This window comes from Sorangium sp. So ce204 (assembly GCF_051526795.1).
In the GTDB taxonomy this organism is placed as follows: Bacteria; Myxococcota_A; Polyangia; order Polyangiales; family Polyangiaceae; genus Sorangium; species Sorangium cellulosum_B.
Map to the genome: position 1 here is coordinate 4,320,501 of NZ_CP150317.1, position 20,401 is coordinate 4,340,901.

15 protein-coding genes are annotated in these 20,401 nt (G+C 72.2%); 6 read left to right on the plus strand and 9 right to left on the minus strand.

Annotated features, from left to right (window positions below; all coding sequences use genetic code 11):
- Window positions 1–209: 209 nt before the first annotated feature.
- Window positions 210–3,806, plus strand: coding sequence for a protein kinase domain-containing protein (locus WMF22_RS16130; RefSeq protein ID WP_438036296.1), 3,597 nt, complete (start codon window positions 210–212; stop codon window positions 3,804–3,806).
- 10 nt (window positions 3,807–3,816) lie between these two features.
- Here the strand turns inward: WMF22_RS16130 and WMF22_RS16135 are convergent, their stop codons facing one another.
- A complete protein-coding gene (locus WMF22_RS16135) occupies window positions 3,817–5,823 on the minus strand; it encodes a PAS domain S-box protein (RefSeq protein WP_438036297.1) in 2,007 nt (668 codons plus the stop codon).
- 373 nt (window positions 5,824–6,196) lie between these two features.
- On the opposite strand from WMF22_RS16135, the gene WMF22_RS16140 reads away from it, so the two are divergent.
- Window positions 6,197–6,889, plus strand: a complete 693-nt coding sequence (locus WMF22_RS16140; RefSeq protein WP_438036298.1) for a hypothetical protein — start codon at window positions 6,197–6,199, stop codon at window positions 6,887–6,889.
- A 247-nt stretch (window positions 6,890–7,136) separates the two neighbouring features.
- On the opposite strand, the gene WMF22_RS16145 is transcribed toward WMF22_RS16140, so the two are convergent.
- On the minus strand, window positions 7,137–10,682 hold the full coding sequence (locus tag WMF22_RS16145) for a protein kinase domain-containing protein (RefSeq protein WP_438036299.1): 3,546 nt from the start codon (window positions 10,680–10,682) through the stop codon (window positions 7,137–7,139).
- 154 nt (window positions 10,683–10,836) lie between these two features.
- Between WMF22_RS16145 and WMF22_RS16150 the strand changes: the two genes are divergently transcribed.
- From WMF22_RS16150 to WMF22_RS16165, 4 genes are all read left to right on the plus strand, one after another.
- The gene (locus tag WMF22_RS16150; protein ID WP_157906688.1) at window positions 10,837–11,070 is read left to right on the plus strand and encodes a MoaD/ThiS family protein; all 234 of its coding nucleotides are present in this window, start codon (window positions 10,837–10,839) and stop codon (window positions 11,068–11,070) included.
- Between the two features lie 26 nt (window positions 11,071–11,096).
- Window positions 11,097–12,218: a GTP 3',8-cyclase MoaA gene (moaA, locus tag WMF22_RS16155; RefSeq protein ID WP_437299964.1), complete on the plus strand. Its 1,122-nt coding sequence runs from the start codon at window positions 11,097–11,099 to the stop codon at window positions 12,216–12,218.
- A 78-nt stretch (window positions 12,219–12,296) separates the two neighbouring features.
- The gene (moaC, locus tag WMF22_RS16160; protein ID WP_044964956.1) at window positions 12,297–12,812 is read left to right on the plus strand and encodes a cyclic pyranopterin monophosphate synthase MoaC; all 516 of its coding nucleotides are present in this window, start codon (window positions 12,297–12,299) and stop codon (window positions 12,810–12,812) included.
- The gene (locus WMF22_RS16165) at window positions 12,809–13,333 is read left to right on the plus strand and encodes a molybdenum cofactor biosynthesis protein MoaE (protein ID WP_437299965.1); all 525 of its coding nucleotides are present in this window, start codon (window positions 12,809–12,811) and stop codon (window positions 13,331–13,333) included. The genes moaC and WMF22_RS16165 overlap by 4 nt, the downstream gene beginning before the upstream one ends.
- On the opposite strand, the gene phoU is transcribed toward WMF22_RS16165, so the two are convergent.
- From phoU to WMF22_RS16200, 7 genes are all read right to left on the minus strand, one after another.
- Complete coding sequence (gene phoU / locus WMF22_RS16170) at window positions 13,330–14,055, minus strand: phosphate signaling complex protein PhoU (RefSeq protein WP_437299966.1); 726 nt, start codon at window positions 14,053–14,055, stop codon at window positions 13,330–13,332. The genes WMF22_RS16165 and phoU overlap by 4 nt on opposite strands.
- 20 nt (window positions 14,056–14,075) lie before the next feature.
- On the minus strand, window positions 14,076–14,939 hold the full coding sequence (gene pstB, locus WMF22_RS16175) for a phosphate ABC transporter ATP-binding protein PstB (protein ID WP_437299967.1): 864 nt from the start codon (window positions 14,937–14,939) through the stop codon (window positions 14,076–14,078).
- A gap of 9 nt (window positions 14,940–14,948) precedes the next feature.
- Entirely contained in the window at window positions 14,949–15,860 is a 912-nt protein-coding gene (pstA, locus tag WMF22_RS16180; protein ID WP_437299968.1) for a phosphate ABC transporter permease PstA, read from the minus strand.
- Window positions 15,857–16,840, minus strand: coding sequence for a phosphate ABC transporter permease subunit PstC (gene pstC / locus WMF22_RS16185; protein WP_437299969.1), 984 nt, complete (start codon window positions 16,838–16,840; stop codon window positions 15,857–15,859). The genes pstA and pstC overlap by 4 nt, the downstream gene beginning before the upstream one ends.
- An 80-nt stretch (window positions 16,841–16,920) precedes the next feature.
- On the minus strand, window positions 16,921–18,030 hold the full coding sequence (gene pstS / locus WMF22_RS16190) for a phosphate ABC transporter substrate-binding protein PstS (RefSeq protein ID WP_437299970.1): 1,110 nt from the start codon (window positions 18,028–18,030) through the stop codon (window positions 16,921–16,923).
- Between the two features lie 96 nt (window positions 18,031–18,126).
- Entirely contained in the window at window positions 18,127–19,623 is a 1,497-nt protein-coding gene (locus tag WMF22_RS16195; RefSeq protein ID WP_437299971.1) for an ATP-binding protein, read from the minus strand.
- A gap of 7 nt (window positions 19,624–19,630) precedes the next feature.
- Window positions 19,631–20,326 carry a response regulator gene (locus tag WMF22_RS16200; protein ID WP_437299972.1) on the minus strand — a complete coding sequence of 232 codons (696 nt, stop codon included), beginning with the start codon at window positions 20,324–20,326 and terminating at the stop codon, window positions 19,631–19,633.
- Between the last annotated feature and the right edge of the window lie 75 nt (window positions 20,327–20,401).

Sequence of the window (20,401 nt, forward strand, 5' to 3'; positions counted from 1 at the left end):
CGCTGTCGAGCTCGCATCTCCTGCCTCCGATACCCGGCCAGCGGAGATGGCTCCATGCCAGTCGCCCGCTGCGGCCGTCATGGCCCCTTTTCCTCCTTGGAGCCGCGAGTTCGGCGGGGCCCCACGCGCGCCCCGCCTCGCACATCCCCTCGCCCGTGGCCGTTGCATCTCTTGCTCGGCGTTCGGCGCAACAGGTAGCCTAGGCAACGATGCAGGCCAGCGACCCGTTCGGCTGGGTGGGGTCGATCATCGACGGCCAGTTCGCCGTCGAGGCGCTGGCGGGCGAGGGAGCGTTCGGCGTCGTCTACCGGGCCCGGCACCTCGGCTTCGATTCGCCGGTCGCCGTCAAATGTCTCAAGATCCCCGCGGGTCTAAGCCCTGACCAGCAGGACGGCTTCCTCGCCAAGTTCCGCGAGGAGGCGCGCCTGCTCCACCAGCTCTCACGCCGGACGATGGGCATCGTCCAGGCGCTCGACATCGGCGCCGCCGCCGCTCCGAAGGGGCCGTGGACGCCGTACATCGTCATGGAGTGGCTGGAGGGCGAGACGCTCGAGCAGGATCTCAAGCGCCGCAGCGCCGAGAAGCTCCCGCCGAGGAGCCTCGGCGAGGCGATCCGGCTCCTCGCGCCCGTCGCCTCCGCCCTCGCCGTCGCCCACGACGAGAACGTGTCTCACCGCGACGTCAAGCCGGCCAACCTGTTCCTGCTCGGCGATCGCATGAAGGTGCTCGACTTCGGGCTCGCCAAGGTCTTCTCCGAGACGCCGACGTTCGCAGAGGCGCTCGTCCAGACGGGACGAACGTTCCGCGCCTTCACGCCGCAGTACGGCGCGCCGGAGCAGTTCAGCCCGCGGTTCGGCGCGACGGGGCCCTGGACCGACGTCTATGCGATGGCCCTCATCCTCGTCGAGGTCGCGAGCGGTCAGCCCGCCCTCTCGGGCAGCGACGTCATCCAGCTCTTCGTCGCTTCGAGCGACGAGGCGATCCGTCCGAGCTTCCGCGCCCGCGGGGTGAACGCGAACGCCGACGTCGAGGCGGTCCTCGGCCGCGCGCTCGCGATCAACCCCTCGCAGCGGTTCCACAACCTCGGCGAGATGTGGGCCGCCCTGGAGGCCGCCCACCGCTCCAGCGTCGTCGTCGTGGCGCGCGACACCCTGCGCGCGCCCGCCTTCGGCCCGGGCGACGCGAACGACGACGCGGATGACGGGCTGCTCGACCTCGCCGCCGTCCACCTGCCGCCGCTGCCGCCGCCGCCGGCGATGTCCGTCCCGCCGCCGTCGCTGCCGCCGTCGTCGACGCCGTGGCGGGCGCCGGACAGCAGCGGGATGAGGGGGAGCGTGAGCTCCGATCGCGGCTCGCCGCGGACCCGGGCCGCGCTGCCGTTCGAGGGCGGTGAGCACCGGATCTGCACCGTCCTGTTCGCCGATCTGTCCGAGGCGACCGCGCTCTCGTCGCGGCTCGATCCCGAGGACGTCAAGGACGTCGTCGACCGCTGTTATCAGGTGCTCGCGGAGCACGTCGAGCAGATGCACGGGATCGTCGAGCGGCCGATCGGCGGGCGCGTCATGGCGGTCTTCGGCGTCCCTCGCTCGACCGACAGCGACGCCGAGCGAGCGATCGTCGCGGCGCTCGGGGCGCAGGCCGCGATCCCGCGCCTCACGCTGCCGCGCGCCGCGCGATCGGTCCGCCTCTCGGTGCGGTTCGGGATCGCGACGGGGCGGGCCTTCGTCGGCGCCGGGGGCTCGGCGCGGCAAGATCTCGCCGTCATCGGCGACGCGGTCGACGGCGCGGGGCACCTGCAGCAGCTCGCGCCGCGCGGCGCGATCGTGATCGGCCGCGACACCCGCCGCCTCGTCCTCGGGCGCTTCCACGTCGAGGCGCTCGACGCGGGCGCGAGCGCCGGCGCGGTCCGGGCGCCGGCGGCGCCGCCGGCGTCCACCGCGCACGGCGCGGCGCCGCCGATCTACCGCGTGCTCGGCGAGGCGCCGCCGCACCACGCGCTCGTGCCGCCCGATTTCCACGGGCTCTCGACGCGCCTCGTCGGGCGCGGCGCGGAGATGCAGCGCCTGTGTGATCTCGTCGAGACCGCCTTCCACGAGCGGCGGCCGCGCCTCGTCACGCTGGTCGGCGCGCCCGGCGTGGGACGGACGCGGATGCTCTCGGAGCTCTTCGCGGGCCTCCGCGACGGCGGCGCCGGGGGCGGCGCGCCCTCCTCGGAGCGCGGGTACGCGCTCGCGCCGCCCGGGGGGCTGCTCGTCCTGTCGGCGCAGTGCTCGGCGCTCGCGCAGGATTCGAGCTATGGCCTCGCCGGCGCGCTGCTCCGCCGCTGGTTCGGGATCCACGAGGCCGATCCGGCCCAGGTCATCCTGCGCAAGCTGCGCCGCGGTCTGCGCTGGATCCGGCTGCGCGCCGCGCGCGCCCGCGTCCGCGCCGAGCGGGAGGCCGCCGGCGCGGGGGCCAGGGCCGCCGCGCTCGGGGGCGCGTCGCCCATCGTGACCCGCGCGTCGTCCGTCCCGCTCCGAGGGCCGATCAGCTCGACCGTCAGCGGGCGCAGGGGAGCCGGGGCGGCGCGGTACGAGGACGACGACGAGCTCGATCCGTCCCCATCGCTGTCGAGGCCGAGCGGGGGGAGCGACCTCGAGGAGATCCTCGCCCGGCTGGCGGCGATCCTGGGCGCGCGGCCTGCGCCCGCCGGGCTCCTCGAGGCCGCGGCGCGCGGCAGCGTGCTGGCGAGGCGCCGGATCGCCTCCGCGCTCGCGCTGCTCGTCGCCTTCGCGCTCGAGCGGACGCCGATGGTGATCGTGTGCGACGACCTGCAGTGGGCCGACGACGCGACGCTCGACCTCGTCGAGGAGCTCGTGGCGAACGCGGAGGGGCTGCCGCTCTGCATGGTGTGCACCGCGCGCCCCGAGCTCTACGAGCGCCGCCCGGACTGGGGCGTCGGGAAGGAAGCGTACGTCCGCGTCGACGCGTCGCCGCTCGCGCGGCGGCACGCGGAGGAGATGATCCGGGATCGGCTCCGCGGCGCCTCCGCGCTCGACCACGAGCTCGTGCGCGCGATCGCCGAGCGCTCCGAGGGCAACCCGCGAACCGTGGAGGAGACCCTCCACCTCCTCGTGGACGCCGGCGCCATCGAGGCCCAGGACGGCGCGTGGCACGTCCGCGACGACGCGCTCGGCGCGCTGAGCCTGCCGCCGGCGGTGCACGGCGTGGTCCAGGCGCGCCTCGACCGCCTGGACGAGGGCGCGCGCGGCCTCCTCGCGCAGGCGGCGGTCGTCGGCCGGACCTTCTGGGAGGGCGCGGTCGAGCGGCTCCGGAACGACGCCCCGCAGGCGCGCTCGCCGATGTCGAGCGAGCGCATCCTCGCGGAGCTCCAGGATCTCGATCCGCCGTTCTCGGTGCGCCACGGGGGGGGCGCGTCCACCGCCGAGCTGCTCGCGCGCCTCTGCGAGCGCCAGCTGATCCGGCTCCGCTCCCCCGCGTCGTTCCCCGGCGAGCGCGAGTACGTGTTTGTGGAGCAGGCGACGTGCGAGGTCGCCTACGAGATGCTGAGCCTCAAGATCCGCCGGCGGATCCACCTGCTCGTCGCCGACTGGATCGAGCACCGCGCGCCGAACGTGGAGGCGCGCGACGAGGGGGCCGCCCTCCTCGCCCACCACTACGAGCGGGGCGGCGATCTGCGGGCGGCCGCGGCGGCGTACGACCGCGCCGCGACGCACGCCGCCGCGATGGGCGAGGGCGCCGCGGCGCTGCGCCACGCGGCGCGCGCCCGGGAGCTCCACGACGAGCTCGCGGCCGACGACGCGTAGGGGGCCGCCGCTACCGCGCCTTGCCGCGCGCGCTCGGCAGCCGGGCGCCCGACACGACGAGCGCGTGGCGCAGGGCGTCCTCCAGCGCGCCGAAGGTCTCGAGCGTCCGCGCGTCGCTGCCGAGCGTCACGATGGCCTGCGCGACCCCGGGGGAGATGCCGGAGACGAGGCAGCGGCTGCCGAGCAGGCTCGCGGCCCGGGCCACCTGGAACAGGTGGTCGACCGTCGGCGTGTCCACGCCCTCCACGCCGGTCAGATCGAGCACGGCGAAGTGGGCCTGCGTGCGGACGATCTCCCCGAGCAGCTTCTCCATGACGTCCGTGGCCCGGGCGCGGTCGAGCGCGCCGATGATCGGCAGCACGAGGACGCCCTCCCATGCCTGGATGATCGGCGTCGACAGCGCGCGGATCGCCTCCTGCTGCTGGCGCAGGACGCTCGCGGTCCGCTCGCGTTCGGCGTTCTCCGCGGCGAGCATCCGGTTCTTGCCTTCCAGCTCCTCGGCGTACACCTCGAGGCGCTCGATCGACTGGCGCAGCTGATCTTCGAGCCGCTTGCGGTCGGTGGTGTCCCGCATCGTCACGGCGACGCCGCCCTGGATCGGCACGATCTGGTGGTGCACCCAGACGCTCGGGCGCGACGCGCGGGCGTCCGGCGCGGGCAGGCGGATCTCCTCCTCGATCGGCGCCCCCTTCCGGAGGCCGCGCAGGCACCTCTCGAGGAGGACGCCGGCCTCGACCGAGTGGACGAGCTCCGAGAGGCGCTGACCGAGGAGCTGCTCGCGCGGCATCGACGACAGCATGGTCGCGGCGCGGGCGTTGAGCCCCGTGATCACGAAGTCGGCGATCTCCTCGCTGTCGTCGCGGCGGGAGGCAAGCGTGAGGAACGCGTCCATGCTGGCCTCGACGGCCGCGTGGAAGCGCGCCTCGCTCTCCCGGCGCTGCTCCTCGGCGCGCCGGCGCTCGGTGATGTTCTCCCCCACGATGAGCGCGTTCGTGACCTCGTCCGCCCCCCGGATCGCGCTGACGTGGTTCGCGTACCACGCCCGCCCGCCGTTCACCCCGAGGCCGACCACCTCGTAGCTCGCGCGGCCTCCCTCCCGGAGCACCCTCTGGAGCGCCTCCCTCACCGTGTCGTGGTACTCCGGCGACGTGAAATCGTAGAGGCTCCGGCCGACGACGCTCTCCTCCCGGATCCCGGGATACGGCCGGTTCACCGAGACGATGCGCGCGTCTTTGTCGACGACGACCAGGTAGTGCGGGATGCCGTCGTACAGCGCCCGCAGCTTCTCCTCGGACTCACGGAGCGAGATCTCGGCGGTCTTGCGCCGCGTGACGTCGCGCGCGACGAAGTAGACGAGCCCCTCGTCGAGCGCGAGCATCGCGTTCCACTCGAGCCACCGGTACGAGCCGTCCTTGCAGAGGAAGCGGTTCTCGTAGGTGATCGTCTGCGCGCCCGTCGAGAACGTGTCTGTCTCCGAGAGGGTGCGCGCCTTGTCCTCGGGGTGGATGAACTCGAGGTAGGGCCGCGCCATCAGCTCCTGGCGGCTGAAGCCGAGCGTGCGCTCCCACGAGGGGCTGAGCTCCTTGAACCGCCCGTCGAGCGTCGCGGCGCCGAGCATGTCGACGGCGAGCGCGTAGAGCCGCCGCTGCTCCTTGTCCTCTTCGCGCACGACCGCGCGCAGGATCGGCCCTGCGCGGTCGGGGAGGGCGAGGCGCGCGATCTGCGTGTCGGCCTGGACGAAGTCCCCGCCCGGGCGCCGGTAGAGCCACCGAAACCGCTGCGGCTCGCCCCGGCCCGCCGCGTCGAGCCGCCGCGCGAGGCGTTCGGCGGAGGCCTGTCCGTCGGGCTGCAGGAGCGGCGCGAGGTCCGCGAGCTCCCGTCCGACGAGGCCGTCGGCGGATCCGGCGAGCAGCCGGATCGCGCTCGGGTTGGCGTCGATCACGCGGCCGTTCTCCAGGAGGAGGATCGCGTCTTCGGCCGCCTCGAATGCGGCGCGGTGGAGATCAGGCTGGCTCATCGTGGGCGCCGCAGGGGGTCAGGAGCGCCGTGCCGCCGCGTTGTCCTCTCGATCTCGATCGCCAATCAGCACCTCGAGCGGCCGCGGACACCCCCTCTCTGCCGCCGCCGCCAGCGGCGCATTGTGCAGGAAGCCTTGGTGGAGATCGAGGTCCATGAGCCCGCGCGCCCTGGTCCGGGATCCGTCCCGGTGCAGGCCGCTCGCGCGGTGGCATTCGAGCGCTGTTGCCTTCGTCGATGTTGTCTTCCACCCATCCGCTGGCGACGACCTCTCGCGTGCTGCGGGCGCCGTGGTAGCGTTGGTCTGTATCGCGGGGGGGTTCTTCTGCGCTGCCTGTCGGCAGGCAGCTCTCGCGCGGTGCGAGGGGGGTGTGATGATCTCGGAGGCGTGCGGGCTCTGTGCTTGGCCAGCGAGCCTCGTCGTCGACGACGTGCAGCGGCACAAGGGGGCGCTCCTGGACATGGCGCTGCAGATGCGTGCGGACGACAGAGAGCCGCTCGCGCGCGTGGCCTTCCGGGGCGCGCTCTACTGGCAGCGCTGGCTCCTGACGAAGGAGCCTGGGCTCCACGAGGAGGCTCGGGTCGTCTCGGGGCTCGAGTTCGCCCGGGAGGCTGGCGACTGGAAGGAGGCCGATATGCTCCTTGCCCACGCCGACAGCTCGAGCGCCCTCGCCGGTCTGCCGTTCGTCGAACACTGGAAGGCGCTCGTCGCGCAGCACTTGCCGGAGCAGGTGAGCGACGAGCACGAGCTCGAGGAGACGTTCCAGGAGTTCCGGCGGCACCCCAGCGAGGAGGCCGCGGAGAGCGTGCGGCGCTGCGCCACGGCCATCGCGCCGCTCGGGTCGCCCGTCCCGGTGCACAGCCTCCTGGCGCGTGTGGCGATGGATCTCGGCCAGACCGAGGAGGCGGAGTTCCACCTCGCCGCGCTCGTCGTCTGCAGGCCGCTCTGGATCCCCTACGTCGTGCAGCTGGCCGAGCACCAGGCGAGGCTCGATCTGCCGCGTGCCCTCCGCACCATCGAGGACGCGCGCCGCCTCTTCGGGCCGGACTTCTGGCTCCCTCTTTGAGCGGGGCTCACCCGGAGCGGGGCTCACCCGCTTCGGATACGGGCCCATCTCGGCGTTTTCGGTGCTCAGCGCACGGGAGTGCGCCTGCGCGCCGAAAACGCCGATCTGGACCCGTCTCCTGTGCGGGTGAGCCCCGCTCGGCGACGCAGATCGTGAGAACGTCAGCTATCGACGGCCGCTGATCCCCTGGAGAGCGCTCGTGGAGGGGAGTTGCCGGGCGCGGGCGCCCCCGTGTCCGGACTCCGGCTCAGGTGTTCTCCAGGGTGCGCATCCAGCCGCTGATCCGCGTCCCCGCCGGCTTGGGCCAGCCCATCCGCGCGAAGCGCTCGAGGAGCTGCGGCGTGTGGTCCCCGGTGCGGCTGTCCTTGAAGGCCGCGCGCGCCGCGTCGAGCTCGCGCGCCGCCTCGTGGAAGCGCCCCTCGTGGTACGCGAGCCAGGCCAGCGTCAGGTGCCGGTGCTGCCGGGGCTCCGCCTCCGCGAGCGCCACCGCCTCGCACGCCATCAGGTGCTCGCGAGCGAGCTCCGCCTCCCCGCGGTGGAGCGCGATCTGCGCGAAGAGCAGCCGCGCCTCCACAAGGCCCCACGGATCCCCGAGCCGCTCGAAGAGCCTGCCGGCGGCGAGCGCGTGCTCCTCGGCGAGCTCCGGCGCGCCCGCGTCGAGGGCCACCATCGAGAGCAGGCGCTCGCACCCGGCCTCGCCGCGCGGGTTCGCGACGTCGCGGAAGCTCTGCCGCGCCGCGAGCGCGCCCGAGCGCGCCGCCTCGAAGTTGCCGGCGCGGTGGTCCGAGTGCGACAGCGCGAGATCGCACTGCGCGAGCCCGAGCCGGTAGCCGATGGCGTCGAAATCGGCGTGCGCGGTCGTGAGCAGCGCGCGCGCCGCGTCCGAGGTCGCCCCGGCCTGCTCGACCATGCTCTGCAGCAGCAGGCACTGCGCCCGGCCGAGCCGATCGCCGACCTCCATGAACCGCGACGCCCCCGACGCGAGCACCGCCCGCGCCCGCGCGTGCTCGCCGAGCAGGTAGTCGATCTCGCCGAGCAGCACCTCGCACTGCGCCTGCCCGTGGCCGTGGCCGATCTCGTCGAAGATCGCGTGCGCCCGCGCCACGAGCCGCCGGCCCTGCGCCTCCGCGCCGAGGTCCGACGCGATGTGCCCGAGCAGGCGCAGGCAATGCGCCTGGTTCTCGCGGTCGCCGGCCTGCTCGAAGATGCGCCGCGCGTCGTCCGCGTCGCGCCGCGCCTCGTCGAGCCTCCCCGCCAGCCGCAGCGCCTCGGCGCGGAAGCGCAGCTGCGTCCCGAGGCGCGTCCCCGTCAGCACGGGCCGCGCGTCCACCCCGCCCCGGAGGCCCGGGCGCGAGTCGCTCCCCCCGGGCAGCTTGCCGTCGAGCACGGCGAGATCGCGGAGCGTCGCGGCGATGTCGCGCGAGCTCTGCCAGTGCGCCGCCACGTGCGCGTGCATGAGCGCCGCGGCCTCGTCGGTGTCGCCGGCGCGCAGGAGGCTGACGACCCGGTGCCGGAGGATGCGGCGGCTCGACGCGGCCGGGTGCGCCCCGAGCGCGTCGGCGGCGGCGCGGAACACGCGGGCCGCGTCCGGCTCGAGGAAGAGCTGCGAGAGGAGGTGCTCCTGGAGCAGCGCGTGCGGCCAGCGCAGGCGATCGCCCACGGCGAGGAGGATCTGGGCGCGCTGCATGGACGCGAGCGCCCGGTCCGCGGAGATATCGAGCGAGGTGAGCAGCGCGCGCAGGATCTCGCGCCGGATGTCGCCGCCGAGCGCGGCGGCGGCGCGCGCGCCGGTGCGGAGCTCCTCGGGCAGCGCCGCGAGGCGCTCTTCCCAGAGGTCGGCGGTCGTCGCCGCCTGCACCGCCATCGACGCCCTCGGCACGAAGTACTTGCCCGCGCGGAGCTGGAGGTGCCCGCCGCCCGCCCACGCGTGCAGCAGCTGCAGCGCGAAGAGCGGGTTCCCCTTGCTGCGGGCCGTCGCCGCCTCGGCCGCCGCGTCGTCGAGTGGAAGCGTCTCCCGGAGCAGCGCGTGCGTCTGCGTGGGGTTCAGCGGGGCGACGTCGAGCCGCTCCCCGACGTAGGCCGCGAGCGCCCCCTCGATCCGCCGCGCCGCCACCGGATCGCACTCGACCGCCTCGCTCCTGACGGTCGCCACGACGAGCAGGCCCAGGTTCGGCGCGTCGCGGTGGAGCGTGAGGAGCCCCTCGAACGTCGTCGACGAGGCGTAGTGCAGGTCGTCGAGCCAGAGCAGCACCGGCCTGTCCCGGCCGATCCTCTCCAGCGTCTTGCGGATGATCAGCCAGCGGAGCTCGGGGCGATCCAGGCGGAAGCGCTTCCCCGTCGGGCCGACCGCCTCGCTGCCCGGGGGCGACGGCTTGATCCACTCGGCGGTCGCCGCGACCCACGTCTTGCCGACCTCGTCCTCGGGCGGGACCTCCCAGAGGTTCATCAGCACCTTCTCGACGATCTCGCGCTCGGCCCGCTCCAGCCGGTAGTGCTGGGTCACCGCGCCGAGCACGCCGTCGAGCGGCGCCGCGATGCGCCGGTAGCGCGCGCGGAGCGGCACCATGAGCGCCCGCTCGTGGACCTCCTCGCAGAGCCACTCGGCCAGCCGGCTCTTGCCGACGCCGGCCTCGCCCGCGAGCAGGACGAACCGGTGCATCGCCTTCGGCGCGTCGACCATCTCGGCCACGACCTCCATGAGCCGCGCCCGCTCCCCGGTCCGCGCGACGAACGGGCTCGGCCGGAGCGCGAGCAGCCCGGTGGTCGTCACGGACGGCGGCGGGTCGTCGTCTGGAGGCTCGATGAGCTCGGGCGTGAGCAGCTCCTTGCGGCTCGGGGGCAGGCGGCCGCTCGTCAAGAGGGCGATCGGCAGCGGCGTCGCTGTCACGTTCGCGTTGTTGCGCGGCTCGAACCGCTTCCACACCCGCCGCGCGTCGCCCGCGAAGTCGAAGCGGTGCCAGGGCCGCTTCGCGAGCAGGCGCTTCGCGAACTTCGCGACGTCGCCCGGCACCGGCGGGGGGAGCGGCAGGTCGGGGATCGGCGCGCTCCGGTGCTGCTGGAGGAGCTCGTCGTTGTTGCCGTCGTAGACCTCGCCGCCGGCGAGCAGGGCGTAGAGGATGCAGCCGAGCGCGTAGAGGTCCGTCGGCGGTCCGACGTGGGGCGCCGCGAAGCGGATCTGCTCGGGCGCCATCCAGCCCGGGGTGCCCGCGCCCCAGCGCACCGTGGGTTCGCTCTCCCTGGAGCCGTCGAGCCGGTGATCGACCCGGTCCTGGATGAGCCAGGCCAGCCCGAGGTCGAGCACGTGCACGAGCGGCGGCTCGCCCCCGTGCTGCAGATCGACGAGGACGTTGGACGGCTTCAGGTCCCCGTGGATGACGCCGCGCGCGTGCGCGTGCGCCAGCGCGCCGAGCACCTGGTCGATGACGCTCCAGATGATCGGCCAGGGCAGCGGGTCCTCGAGCCGCGCGAGGTAGAGCCACTCGTGGAGCGATCGACCCGGGACGGCGTCCATCACGAGGTACGGCGTCCCGTTGCTGAGCGCCCCGAAGTCGCGGGCCTTGACGAGCGCCGGATGGGAGAGACCGGCGAGCGCCCGGGCTTCCTCCTGGAACCACCAGGCGTCCTCGGGGCGGGCCGCCGCGCCTGGCCGGTCGAGCAGCTTCACGGCCACGCGCTCGTCGATCACCAGATCGCGGCAGAGATAGACGACCCCCATGCCGCCGCGGCCCAGCTCTCGGCGGACCTGATAGCGACCGGCCAGGATCGTGCCCGGTAAAAAGCCTTCTTCCGACATGACGGTGAGCCGCCCGATGATAGCCGTGCCGGCCGGGCCCGGTAGACTCGAATCTCGCCAGGTCGCCAGGGCGGCCCGAGGTCGCTTGCCGGCAGTTCGTCGTGTCGGGTCCGCGGAGCGATGCTAGGTTGCGGTGATGGATGCAGCGGTACGCGTGCTTGCATTCGCTGGCGCGAGGGATGTGCTGGGTGCCGGAGAAGTGGCGCTGCCGCTGGCTGGCCCCTGCACCGCAGCGGAGCTCCTGGAGCACGTCTGTGCTCGTTATCCGGGGCTCGGCCCCTACAAGGGATCCATCCGGGTGGCGGTGAACGGCGTCTATGCGACGCCGAGCGATCCTGTAGGTTTCGGTGACGAGGTCGCGCTGATCCCGCCGGTGGCGGGCGGCTAGCGAGAGGACCCGAGAGGGACGCGCCCATGCCTTTTTCTATCGGCGGCCTCGATCCTGCGCGCGATGCGGGCGACGCGTCGGCGCAGCGGCGGCGGTCGCTGCCGCTCGTCGGCGGCGGAGACGCTGGCCGGCGCGCCGCCGTGATCCCGTACCGCGACGGCGCCCGCGAGGCAGCCGGCGAGCACGCGGGGCCCGCGCCGCGGAGCGCGCGCATCTCGGTCACGGATCGGTGCGACTTCGCGTGCACCTACTGCCGCCCGTCGCGGCATGACGGTTATGCCGACGGCAAGCTCATGACGGCCGCCTGGCGCACCATGTTCGAGGCGCTGCGCGACGCCGGCGTCCGGCGGGTGCGCCTGACCGGCGGCGAGCCGCTGCTCCACCCCGAGATCGTGTCGATCGTCGGGTGCCTCGCCGCGCTCGGCTTCGAGGATCTGGCCCTCACGACGAACGCGTCGCAGCTCGCGCGGCTCGCCGGGGCGCTGCGCGCCGCCGGGCTGCACCGGCTGAACGTCTCGATCGACACCCTCGATCCCGCGCGCTTCGGCGAGATGACCCGGGGCGGCGAGCTCGCCCGGGTGCTCGACGGCATCGACGCCGCGATCGCGGCGGGCTTCTCGCCGATCAAGCTGAACACGGTGGTCCTCCGCGGCGTGAACGACGACGAGATCGAGCGGCTCGCGCTGTGGGCGTGGGAGCGCCGGATGGTGCCGCGCTTCCTCGAGGTGATGCCGATCGCCGAGGGCGCTCGGCTCGTCGGCAAGCACCTCGTCACCGCGGCCGAGATGAGGGCGCGCCTCGCCGAGCACCTCCTCCCGGAGGAGGCGGCCGCCGAGCCCGGCCTCGGCCCGGCCAGGTACGTCCGCGCTCGCCGCGACCCGTCGCTCCGCGTGGGCTTCATCACGGGCACCAGCGACACGTTCTGCGAGAGCTGTGATCGCCTGCGCGTCTCCTCGACGGGCGTGCTCCGGCCGTGCCTCGCCACCGACGACGGCGTCGACGCCTCGCGCGAGGCGAAGATCGGCGATCGGGCGGCGATCCGCCTGCGCCTGGACGAGGCGTGGCGTCTCAAGCCGGACGGCAAGGTATGGAAGGGCTGCACCGAAGAGACGGCCTCCGCTGTGTCGATCCGCGCGATCGGCGGCTGACGGAGCGGGCGGATCCGCGCGGGGCCGGATCACGTTCGGCTTCCGGTCCTCACGGCTGCCGTGTCAGATTCCGGGGCGATGCCGCGAACCCCTGATCGACCTGGCGAGGGCGAAGCGCTCTCGACTCACCTCTCTCCGAGCGGCGAGGCCCGCATGGTGCCTGTCGAAGGCAAGCCCGTCACGCACCGCCGCGCTGTCGCGTCCGGCGCCGTCATGATGCGCCCCGAGACGATCGCCCGGGTCGCGCGCGACGACGCCCCGAAGGGCGACGTGCTGGCCGCGGCGCGGATCGCCGGGATCATGGCGGCGAAGCGCACGCCGGAGCTCATCCCGCTCTGCCACGGCATCGCGCTCACGCACGTCTCGGTCTCGCTCGACGTGGACGAGCCCTCCGCGACGATCCGGGTGACCGCCGCCGCGGAGGCGGTGGATCGCACGGGGGTCGAGATGGAGGCCATGGTCGCGGTGAGCGCCGCGTGCTTGACGATCTACGACATGCTGAAGGGGATCGATCGCGAGATGGTGATCTCGGACATCAAGCTCCTCGAGAAGAGCGGCGGCCGCTCCGGCCATTTCCAGCGGAGCGCGCCGTGAGCCGGATCCGCGCCGAGCCGCTCGGCCTCGACGAGCTCATCGCCGCTGTGTCTCACCCTGGCGCGGGCGGCATCGCCACGTTCCTGGGCGTGGTGCGCGACGTCAACGAGGGCCGTTCGGTCACGCTGCTGGAGTACGAGGCCTACGGGACGATGGCCGAGGCCGAGCTAGAGCGGATCCTCTCGGAGCTCGCCGCGGAGATCCCTGGCGTGCGCGTCGCCGCGACGCACCGGGTGGGCGCGCTCCACGTCGGCGATGTGGCCGTCGCCTGCGCCGCGAGCGCGCCGCACCGGGGAGAGGCGTTCCGCGGGTGCCGCCTGCTCATCGATCGCATCAAGGAGCGCCTGCCGATCTGGAAGCGCGAGCATGGGCCCGACGGCCCCTACTGGGTCGGATGGGAGGACGCCCGCTGCGCCGGCGAGCACGGGCACGAGGCGCGTCACGGGCACGCGCACACGCACGGCGACGAGGAGCCCCACGGCCACGGTGGGACGGCGCCTCCGGGCGGCGCCGGCGCCTAGCGCAGGCGAAGCCCGGCCGGCGGAGGCGAGGAGAGCGGGTCGTTCTCCTTCAGGCGGTTGTGGTGCCGGATGTCCGTCCCCTTGACGAGGAAGACGACCGACTCGGCGATGTTCATCGCGTGATCGGCGATGCGCTCCAGGTACTTGGCGATCGACTGGATGCGCGTGGCCCTGTACACCGTGCTCGGGTCGCGGCTCATGACGAGGAGCACCTCCTGGAAGATGCGGGCGTAGTGCTCGTCGATGACGTCATCGCGCGTGAGCAGCTGGTTCGCTCGCTCGCAGTCGCGGGCGACCAGCGCGTCCAGCGCCTCGTGCACCACCTCGATGGCCTCGTCCGCGAGGCCTTGCAGCTCCGCGACCGGCGCGAGCGGCGGCTCCTCGTTGAGCTCCTGCACGCGCTCGCAGACGTTCACCACGAGGTCGCCGACCCGCTCCAGATCGGTGACGATCTTGAGCGCCGTGGTGACGAAGCGCAGGTCGGACGCGACGGGCTGGCGCGTCGCGAGGATCCTCATGCAGAGCTCATCTACCTCGCACTCGAGGCGGTTGATCCGGCGATCGAGCCGGATCGTCGCCTTGGCGAGGCCCGTGTCGCGCGTCATGAGCGCGGTCGAGCCTTTCTGGATCATCTCCTCGACGAGGCTGCCCATGAGCAGCAGCTTCTCGCGAAGCGTGCGCAGCTCGTGCTCGTAGACCTTGCTCGTGTGCGACGTCGGCATGACTCTCTCCCCCGCTTCCATCAGCCGAACTTCCCGGTGACGTAGTCTTCCGTCTTGCTCTCCTTGGGGTTGGTGAAGATCGTCTGGGTCCTGTCGAACTCCACCAAGTCTCCCATGTAGAAGAAAGCGGTATAGTCAGAGCACCGGGCGGCCTGCTGCATGTTGTGTGTTACGAGCACGCAAGTATATCGCTCTTTCAGCTCGTCGATGAGCTCCTCGACGCGCGCGGTCGCGATGGGATCGAGCGCAGAGCACGGCTCGTCGAGCAGGATCACCTCGGGCTCCACCGCGAGGACGCGGGCGATGCAGAGCCGCTGCTGCTGCCCGCCCGAGAGGGAGAGCCCGGACTGATCGAGCTTGTCCTTCACCTCGTCCCAGAGCGCCACCTGGCGCAGGCACTTCTCGACGAGGCCTGTGGGATCCTTGACGGAGATGCCGTTCAGCTTGTGCCCGGCGAGGACGTTCTCGCGGATGGACATCGTTGGAAACGGGTTGGGTTTCTGGAACACCATGCCGACGCGGCGCCGCAGCCGCACCGGGTCGACGGCTCTGTCATAGATGTTCACGCCGTCGATCATGACGGAGCCCTTCGCCGAGGCCCCGGGCACCTGCTCGTGCATCCGGTTGAGACAGCGCAGGAACGTCGACTTCCCGCACCCGGACGGGCCGATGACCGCTGTGACCTGGCCGTCGGGGATGTTCAGCGTGATGTCGTGGATGGCGTGGAACTTGTGAAAATAGGCGTTGAGCCGGGTGACGCTGATCTTGGCTGGCGGCGCCTCGTCCTCTGGCTCCATGGAGCGGCTGTCGATGCCATCGGCGTCGAGCCCGCTGCGGCGTTCCCCGGACCGTACTTTGTGGTGCAGTGAGTCGAACGAGCTCATCGAGTGCCCTTAGCGCGCCTTGACGCTCCGCGACGTGGCGATGCGCGCGAGCAGGTTGAGGAGGAAGACGATGACGATCAGCACGAGGGCGCCTGTCCACGCCTCCTGCTGCCACTTCGGGTAGGGCGAAGTCGCGTTCCGCCAGATTTGCACCGGCAGCGAGGCGATGGGGCGGTCGATGGCGAAGCTCCAGTACGATGAGCCGAGCGCGGTGAGGAGCACCGGCGCTGTCTCGCCGGCGATGCGGGCCACGGCGAGCATCACGCCGGTGCCGATCCCGGGCGAGGCCGTCCGGAGCACGACGAGGAGGCTGGTGCGCCACTCCGGCACGCCGAGGGCGAGCGACGCCTCGCGGAGGTGGGCGGGCACCAGCTTGAGCAGCTCCTCCGTCGTGCGGGTCACCGTCGGGAGCATCACGATCGCGAGCGCGATGCCGCCCGCGAGCGCGGAGAAGCGCTTCATCGTGACCACGACGAGGGCGTAGACGAACACGCCGATGGTGATCGAGGGGACGCCGCCGAGCACGTCGGCGATGAACCGGATGGCGGCGGCGAGCTTGCCGCGCCCGATCTCGGCCAGGTAGATGCCGGCGAGGATGCCCGTCGGCAACCCGATGCCGCAGCCGATGGCGACGAGGATGAGCGTGCCGACGACCGCGTTGCCCATGCCGCTCCGCTCGTCGCCGACGGGCTTCGGCAGCTGGGTGAAGAAGTCGAGGGACAGCCCGCTGAGGCCTTTGCTGACGACGTAGATGAGGATCAGAAGCAGCGGGACCAGGACGACGACGGCGCTCGACACGCAGAGCCCCTCGAAGAAGTAGCTGCGTACGCGGCGCAGCGTCTCGCCGGGCGCGGGCTCGAGCAGCGTGCGCCGGGGGGCGCTCGCGGGGCTCGCCACGGGGACAGGGGTGTCGCTGTTCATGCGCGCTTCTCCAGCTTGCTCTTGGTCGAGCTCACGAGCCACCGGGCGAAGAGGTTGAGGAGGAGGGCGACCCCGAAGAGGAGCAGCGCGATCTTGGACAGCGCCGACACGTACATGTCGCTCGTCGCCTCGACGAACTCGTTGGCGATGACGCTCGCCATCGAATAGCCGGGGTGGAAGATCGACGCGCTCACCTTCGGGACGTTGCCGATCATCATCGTGACGGCCATCGTCTCGCCGAGCGCCCGGTTCAGCCCGAGGATGACGGCCCCGATGATGCCCGAGCGCGCCGACGGGAGGACCGCGTAGCGGATCGTGTCCCACGCGCACGCGCCGAGGCCGACCGCTGCCTCGCGGTGCAGCTGGGGCACCGCCTGCATCACCTCCCGCGACACCGACGTGATCGTCGGGACGATCATGATGGCGAGGATGACGCCCGCGGCGAACATGCCGAAGCCGAGCGGCGGGCCCTCGAAGAGGGGGATGTAGCCGAAGTACTTGATGATGACCGGCTCGACGGTGTCCCGGAGCCAGGGGCGGAGCACGGCGATGCCCCAGAAGCCGTAGACGACGCTCGGGATCGCCGCGAGGAGCTCGACCATGAACCCGAGCGGCTTGCGGATCCGGTGGGGGGCCAGATCCGACAGGAAGATCGCGAGACCGAGCGAGACGGGGACGGCGATCGCGATGGCGATCAGCGACGTGACGACCGTGCCGTAGACGAACGGGAGCGCGCCGAACTCCTCGCGCGCAGGGTCCCACACGCTCCCGCCGAGGAACCCCAGCCCGAACTTGTCGATCGCGAGGCGCGACGATCGGAGGAGCTCCAGCACCATCAGCGCTGGCACCGCGAGCACCGTGAGGCCGAACATCGTCAGGATGGCGCGGAACGCTCGATCGGCTCCGCGCGTGCCCTGTGGCGCGTCGCTGTGCGGCGCGGGCGAGGCGGCTCGTTGCATCGGGACTTCTACGGTGCTCATGGACCTATCCTGCGCTCCAGCGCGCACGCCAGCCGCGCGCGGCGGGGCGCCGGTCGCGCGGCTGACGCGCATTCCTGGGGTCATGGGGCGAGAAGGGGCTTGCCGTCAGGGCCGATCAGCGCGGCGAGCTTCTTGTTGACCTTCTCGACGACAGCCGCGGGCAGCGGGGCGTAATGGAGGTCGTTCGTGAACCTCTGGCCGTCTTGCATCGCCCACTTGATGAAGCTGGAGAGCGCCTTGCCCTTCGCGAGGTCCTTCTGCTCCTGGTACACGAGGAGATACGTGAAGCCGGCGATGGGGTATGCGTCCTCGCCCTCGGCATCCACGAGCGAGATCCGGAGGTCGTCCGGCATCCTGGCGGCGGCGCCCGCGCCCGCGGCGGTCGTGCTCTCGAGCGACGGGGTGATGAACTTCCCGCTCCTGTTCTTGAGCGAGGCGAACGTGAGCTTGTTCTGCATCGCGTACGCGAGCTCGATGTAGCCGATCGAGGCGGGCGTGCTCGTGATGAGGGCGGAGACGCCGTCGTTGCCCTTGGCGCCGAGGCCGCCAGGCCAGTTGACGCTCGTCCCGGTCCCCGGTCCGCTCTTCCACTCCGGGCTGACCGCGCTCAGGTAGTCGACGAAGATCTTGGTCGTCCCGCTGCCGTCCGAGCGGTGGACCGTCGCGATCTCCTTGTCGGGGAGCTTCACGTCCGGGTTCTCCTGCTGGAGGGCCGGGTCGTTCCACTTCTTGATCTTGCCCAGGAAGATGTGCGCGGCCGCCTCCGGCGTGAGCTTCAGGCCAGACGGGACGCCCTCGAGGTTGTACGTCAGCACGACCGCGCCCAGGCACGTCGGCAGGTGAAGGATGCCCGCGGCCTTCGCGAGCTGCTCCTCGTTCATCGGCGCATCGGAGGCGCCGAAGTCGACGGTCCGCTCGGTGATCTGCCGGATCCCACCCCCGGAGCCGATGGACTGGTAGTTGATCTTGACCTTGGAGTTGGCCTTCTGAAACTCAGCGATCCACTTCGTGTAGAGAGGGTAAGGGAACGTCGCTCCCGCGCCCGTCAAGGCGAGGTCCCCGCCCGCGGTCGGCTGCGGCGCGGCGTCCTTCTTCGCGCCGGGGAGCGAGCCGGTTTCCTGGGGGGCATCGGAGCGACCGCACGCCGCGGTCAGGAGGAACATCGCCAGGGTGAGCAGAGTTCGAGCCATGCGCAGCAAGGCGTAATCGAGGTTTGTGACAGCTCCGTGACGGCAAGGTGGAACAGCGAGTACCTCGCTTTCCTGGCTTTGCGTGGTTCGCGTGGATCACCCGGCGCGCGCCAGGCGGACGGTGAACTGGGTGCCGCGGCCGATGGCGCTCTCGACCTCGATCGAGCCGTTCATCAGCTCGACCAGGTGCTTCACGATGGCGAGGCCGAGACCGGTGCCGCCCAGATCGCGTGAGCGGCCGGCGTCGACCCGGTAGAACCGCTCGAAGATGCGGCCCAGGTGGTGAGGCGGGATACCGGGGCCGTCGTCGGCGACGGCGAGCGTCACCTGCTGATCGGCCGAGCGCGCCTTCACCGTGACGTGAGCTCCCTCGCCCGCGTACTTGATGGCGTTGTCGAGCAGGTTCATGAGCACCTGCTCGAGCGCGCGGCGATCGCACCGGACGGGCGGGAGCGCGGAGGCGTCGACCGTCAGCGTGACCCTGCGCCGGCGCGCCGCCTCGGCGAGCAGCTGCGTGACGTGCTCGATGGCGGGGGCGATGTCGAGCTCCGACAGCGCGAGGCGGAAGCTCTTCGCCTCGATCTTCGAGAGGTCGAGCAGGTCGTCGACGAGGTGGCGGAGGCGCTTCGCGTGCCGATCGATCACGTCGACGAACTCGGCGGCCTCGTGAGGGTCCTTCAGCGCGCCGAGCTGCAGCGTCTCGGCGGCGGTGCTGATCGCGGTGACCGGGGTGCGCAGCTCGTGGGACACGTTGGCGACGAAGTCGGTCCGGATCGTCTCCAGCCGGCGGAGGTCGGTGACGTCGTGGAACACCGCGATGAGCCCCGGCTCGGCGGACGCGCCGTCGTGATCCGCGCCCCACGCGGCGAGGGCCTCGCGCTCATCGTGCCCGACCCGCTCCGGGCCCTTCCGGCGCGACACGCGCACGAGCAGCCGCCTCGGCAGCGTCCGCCCGAGCTCGACCTCGACGTCGACCGGCTCGTCCCGCATGCCGGCGAGCTGGATCGCCTCGGTGAGCCGCGCGTTGCGAATCGAGTCGATGACCGATCGACCGAGCGCGTCCTCGCCGAGGGAGGCCATCGCGCGGAGCGCCCGGTTGGCGCGGAGGATCCTCCCGTCGCGATCGAGCACGAGGACGCCCTCGCTCATCCCGTCGAGGATGCCCGCGAGCAGGGCGCGCTCCGTCCGGACCTCGGCGGTCGAGCGGGAGAGCTCGCTCGTGAGGTGGTTCAGCGCGCGCGCGAGCTGGCGGAGCTCGCCCGAGCCGCGCAGCGGGGCGCGCGTCGACAGGTCGCCCTCGGACATCGCCTGCGCGAAGCGGGTCAGCCTCCGGACGGGGCGCGCGACGAAGAAGGCCGTGGCGGCGCCGACCGAGACGGCGGCGACGATCACGGTGCCCATGCCGAGCAGCAGGGTGCGCCGCGAGCGAAAGAGGGCGGCGTCGGCGGCGGCGCGCGGGCTGTGCTCCGCGACCAGCGCCGCTTCCATGTCGCGCGCGGCGAGGCGCTCGATCGGGACGCCAGCGACGAGGAGGGCGAGCACCGTCCCCGCCGCGAGCTTCGCACCGATGCCCAGCCCCCTCGGCAAGCGCATGGGCCCTCTAGGCGACCTCGGGCTCGGCGCGGAACCGGTAGCCGACGCCGCGCACGGTCTCGATGTAATCGCCCGCCGCCCCGAGCTTCTCGCGGACGCGCTTCACGTGGGTGTCGACGTTGCGCGCGGTGACGTCGACGTGCGAGCCCCACACCTCGTCGAGCAGGAGATCGCGCGACAGCACGCGCCCGCGGCGATCGTGGAGCATCATGAGCAGGCGGAACTCGAGCGCGGTCAGCGCGATCTCGGCCTCCTGCACCCAGGCCCGGTGCGCGGCGCGGTCGACCCGCAGGATGCCGAAGTCGAACTTCTCCGGCGCCGACGCCGGGCTCTCCGAGCGCTTGAGGATCGCCCGGGCGCGCAGGATGAGCTCGCGCACGCTGAACGGCTTGACGACGTAGTCGTCGGCCCCGAGCTCGAAGCCGACGATCCGGTCGATCTCCTCGCCCTTGGCCGTGACCATGATGACGGGCACCGCCGAGGTCTGCGGGTTCTGCTTGAGGCGGCGGCAGATCTCCGTGCCCGACATGTCCGGGAGCATCAGGTCGAGCAGGACGAGATCGAACCGCTCCTCCTTGACCGCCCGGAGCGCTGTCTCTCCGCTCCCGGCGGACACCACATCGAACCCGGCCTGACGGAAGTTGTAGGTGAGAACGCGCTGCAGGTCGCGCTCGTCCTCCACGATGAGCACATGGCTCGGCATGGCGGATGTATGTAGCAGCGCATTGTGACAGCTTGATGGCGATCCCGCGTGTCGCGCGTCGCCCTCGCGAGACGG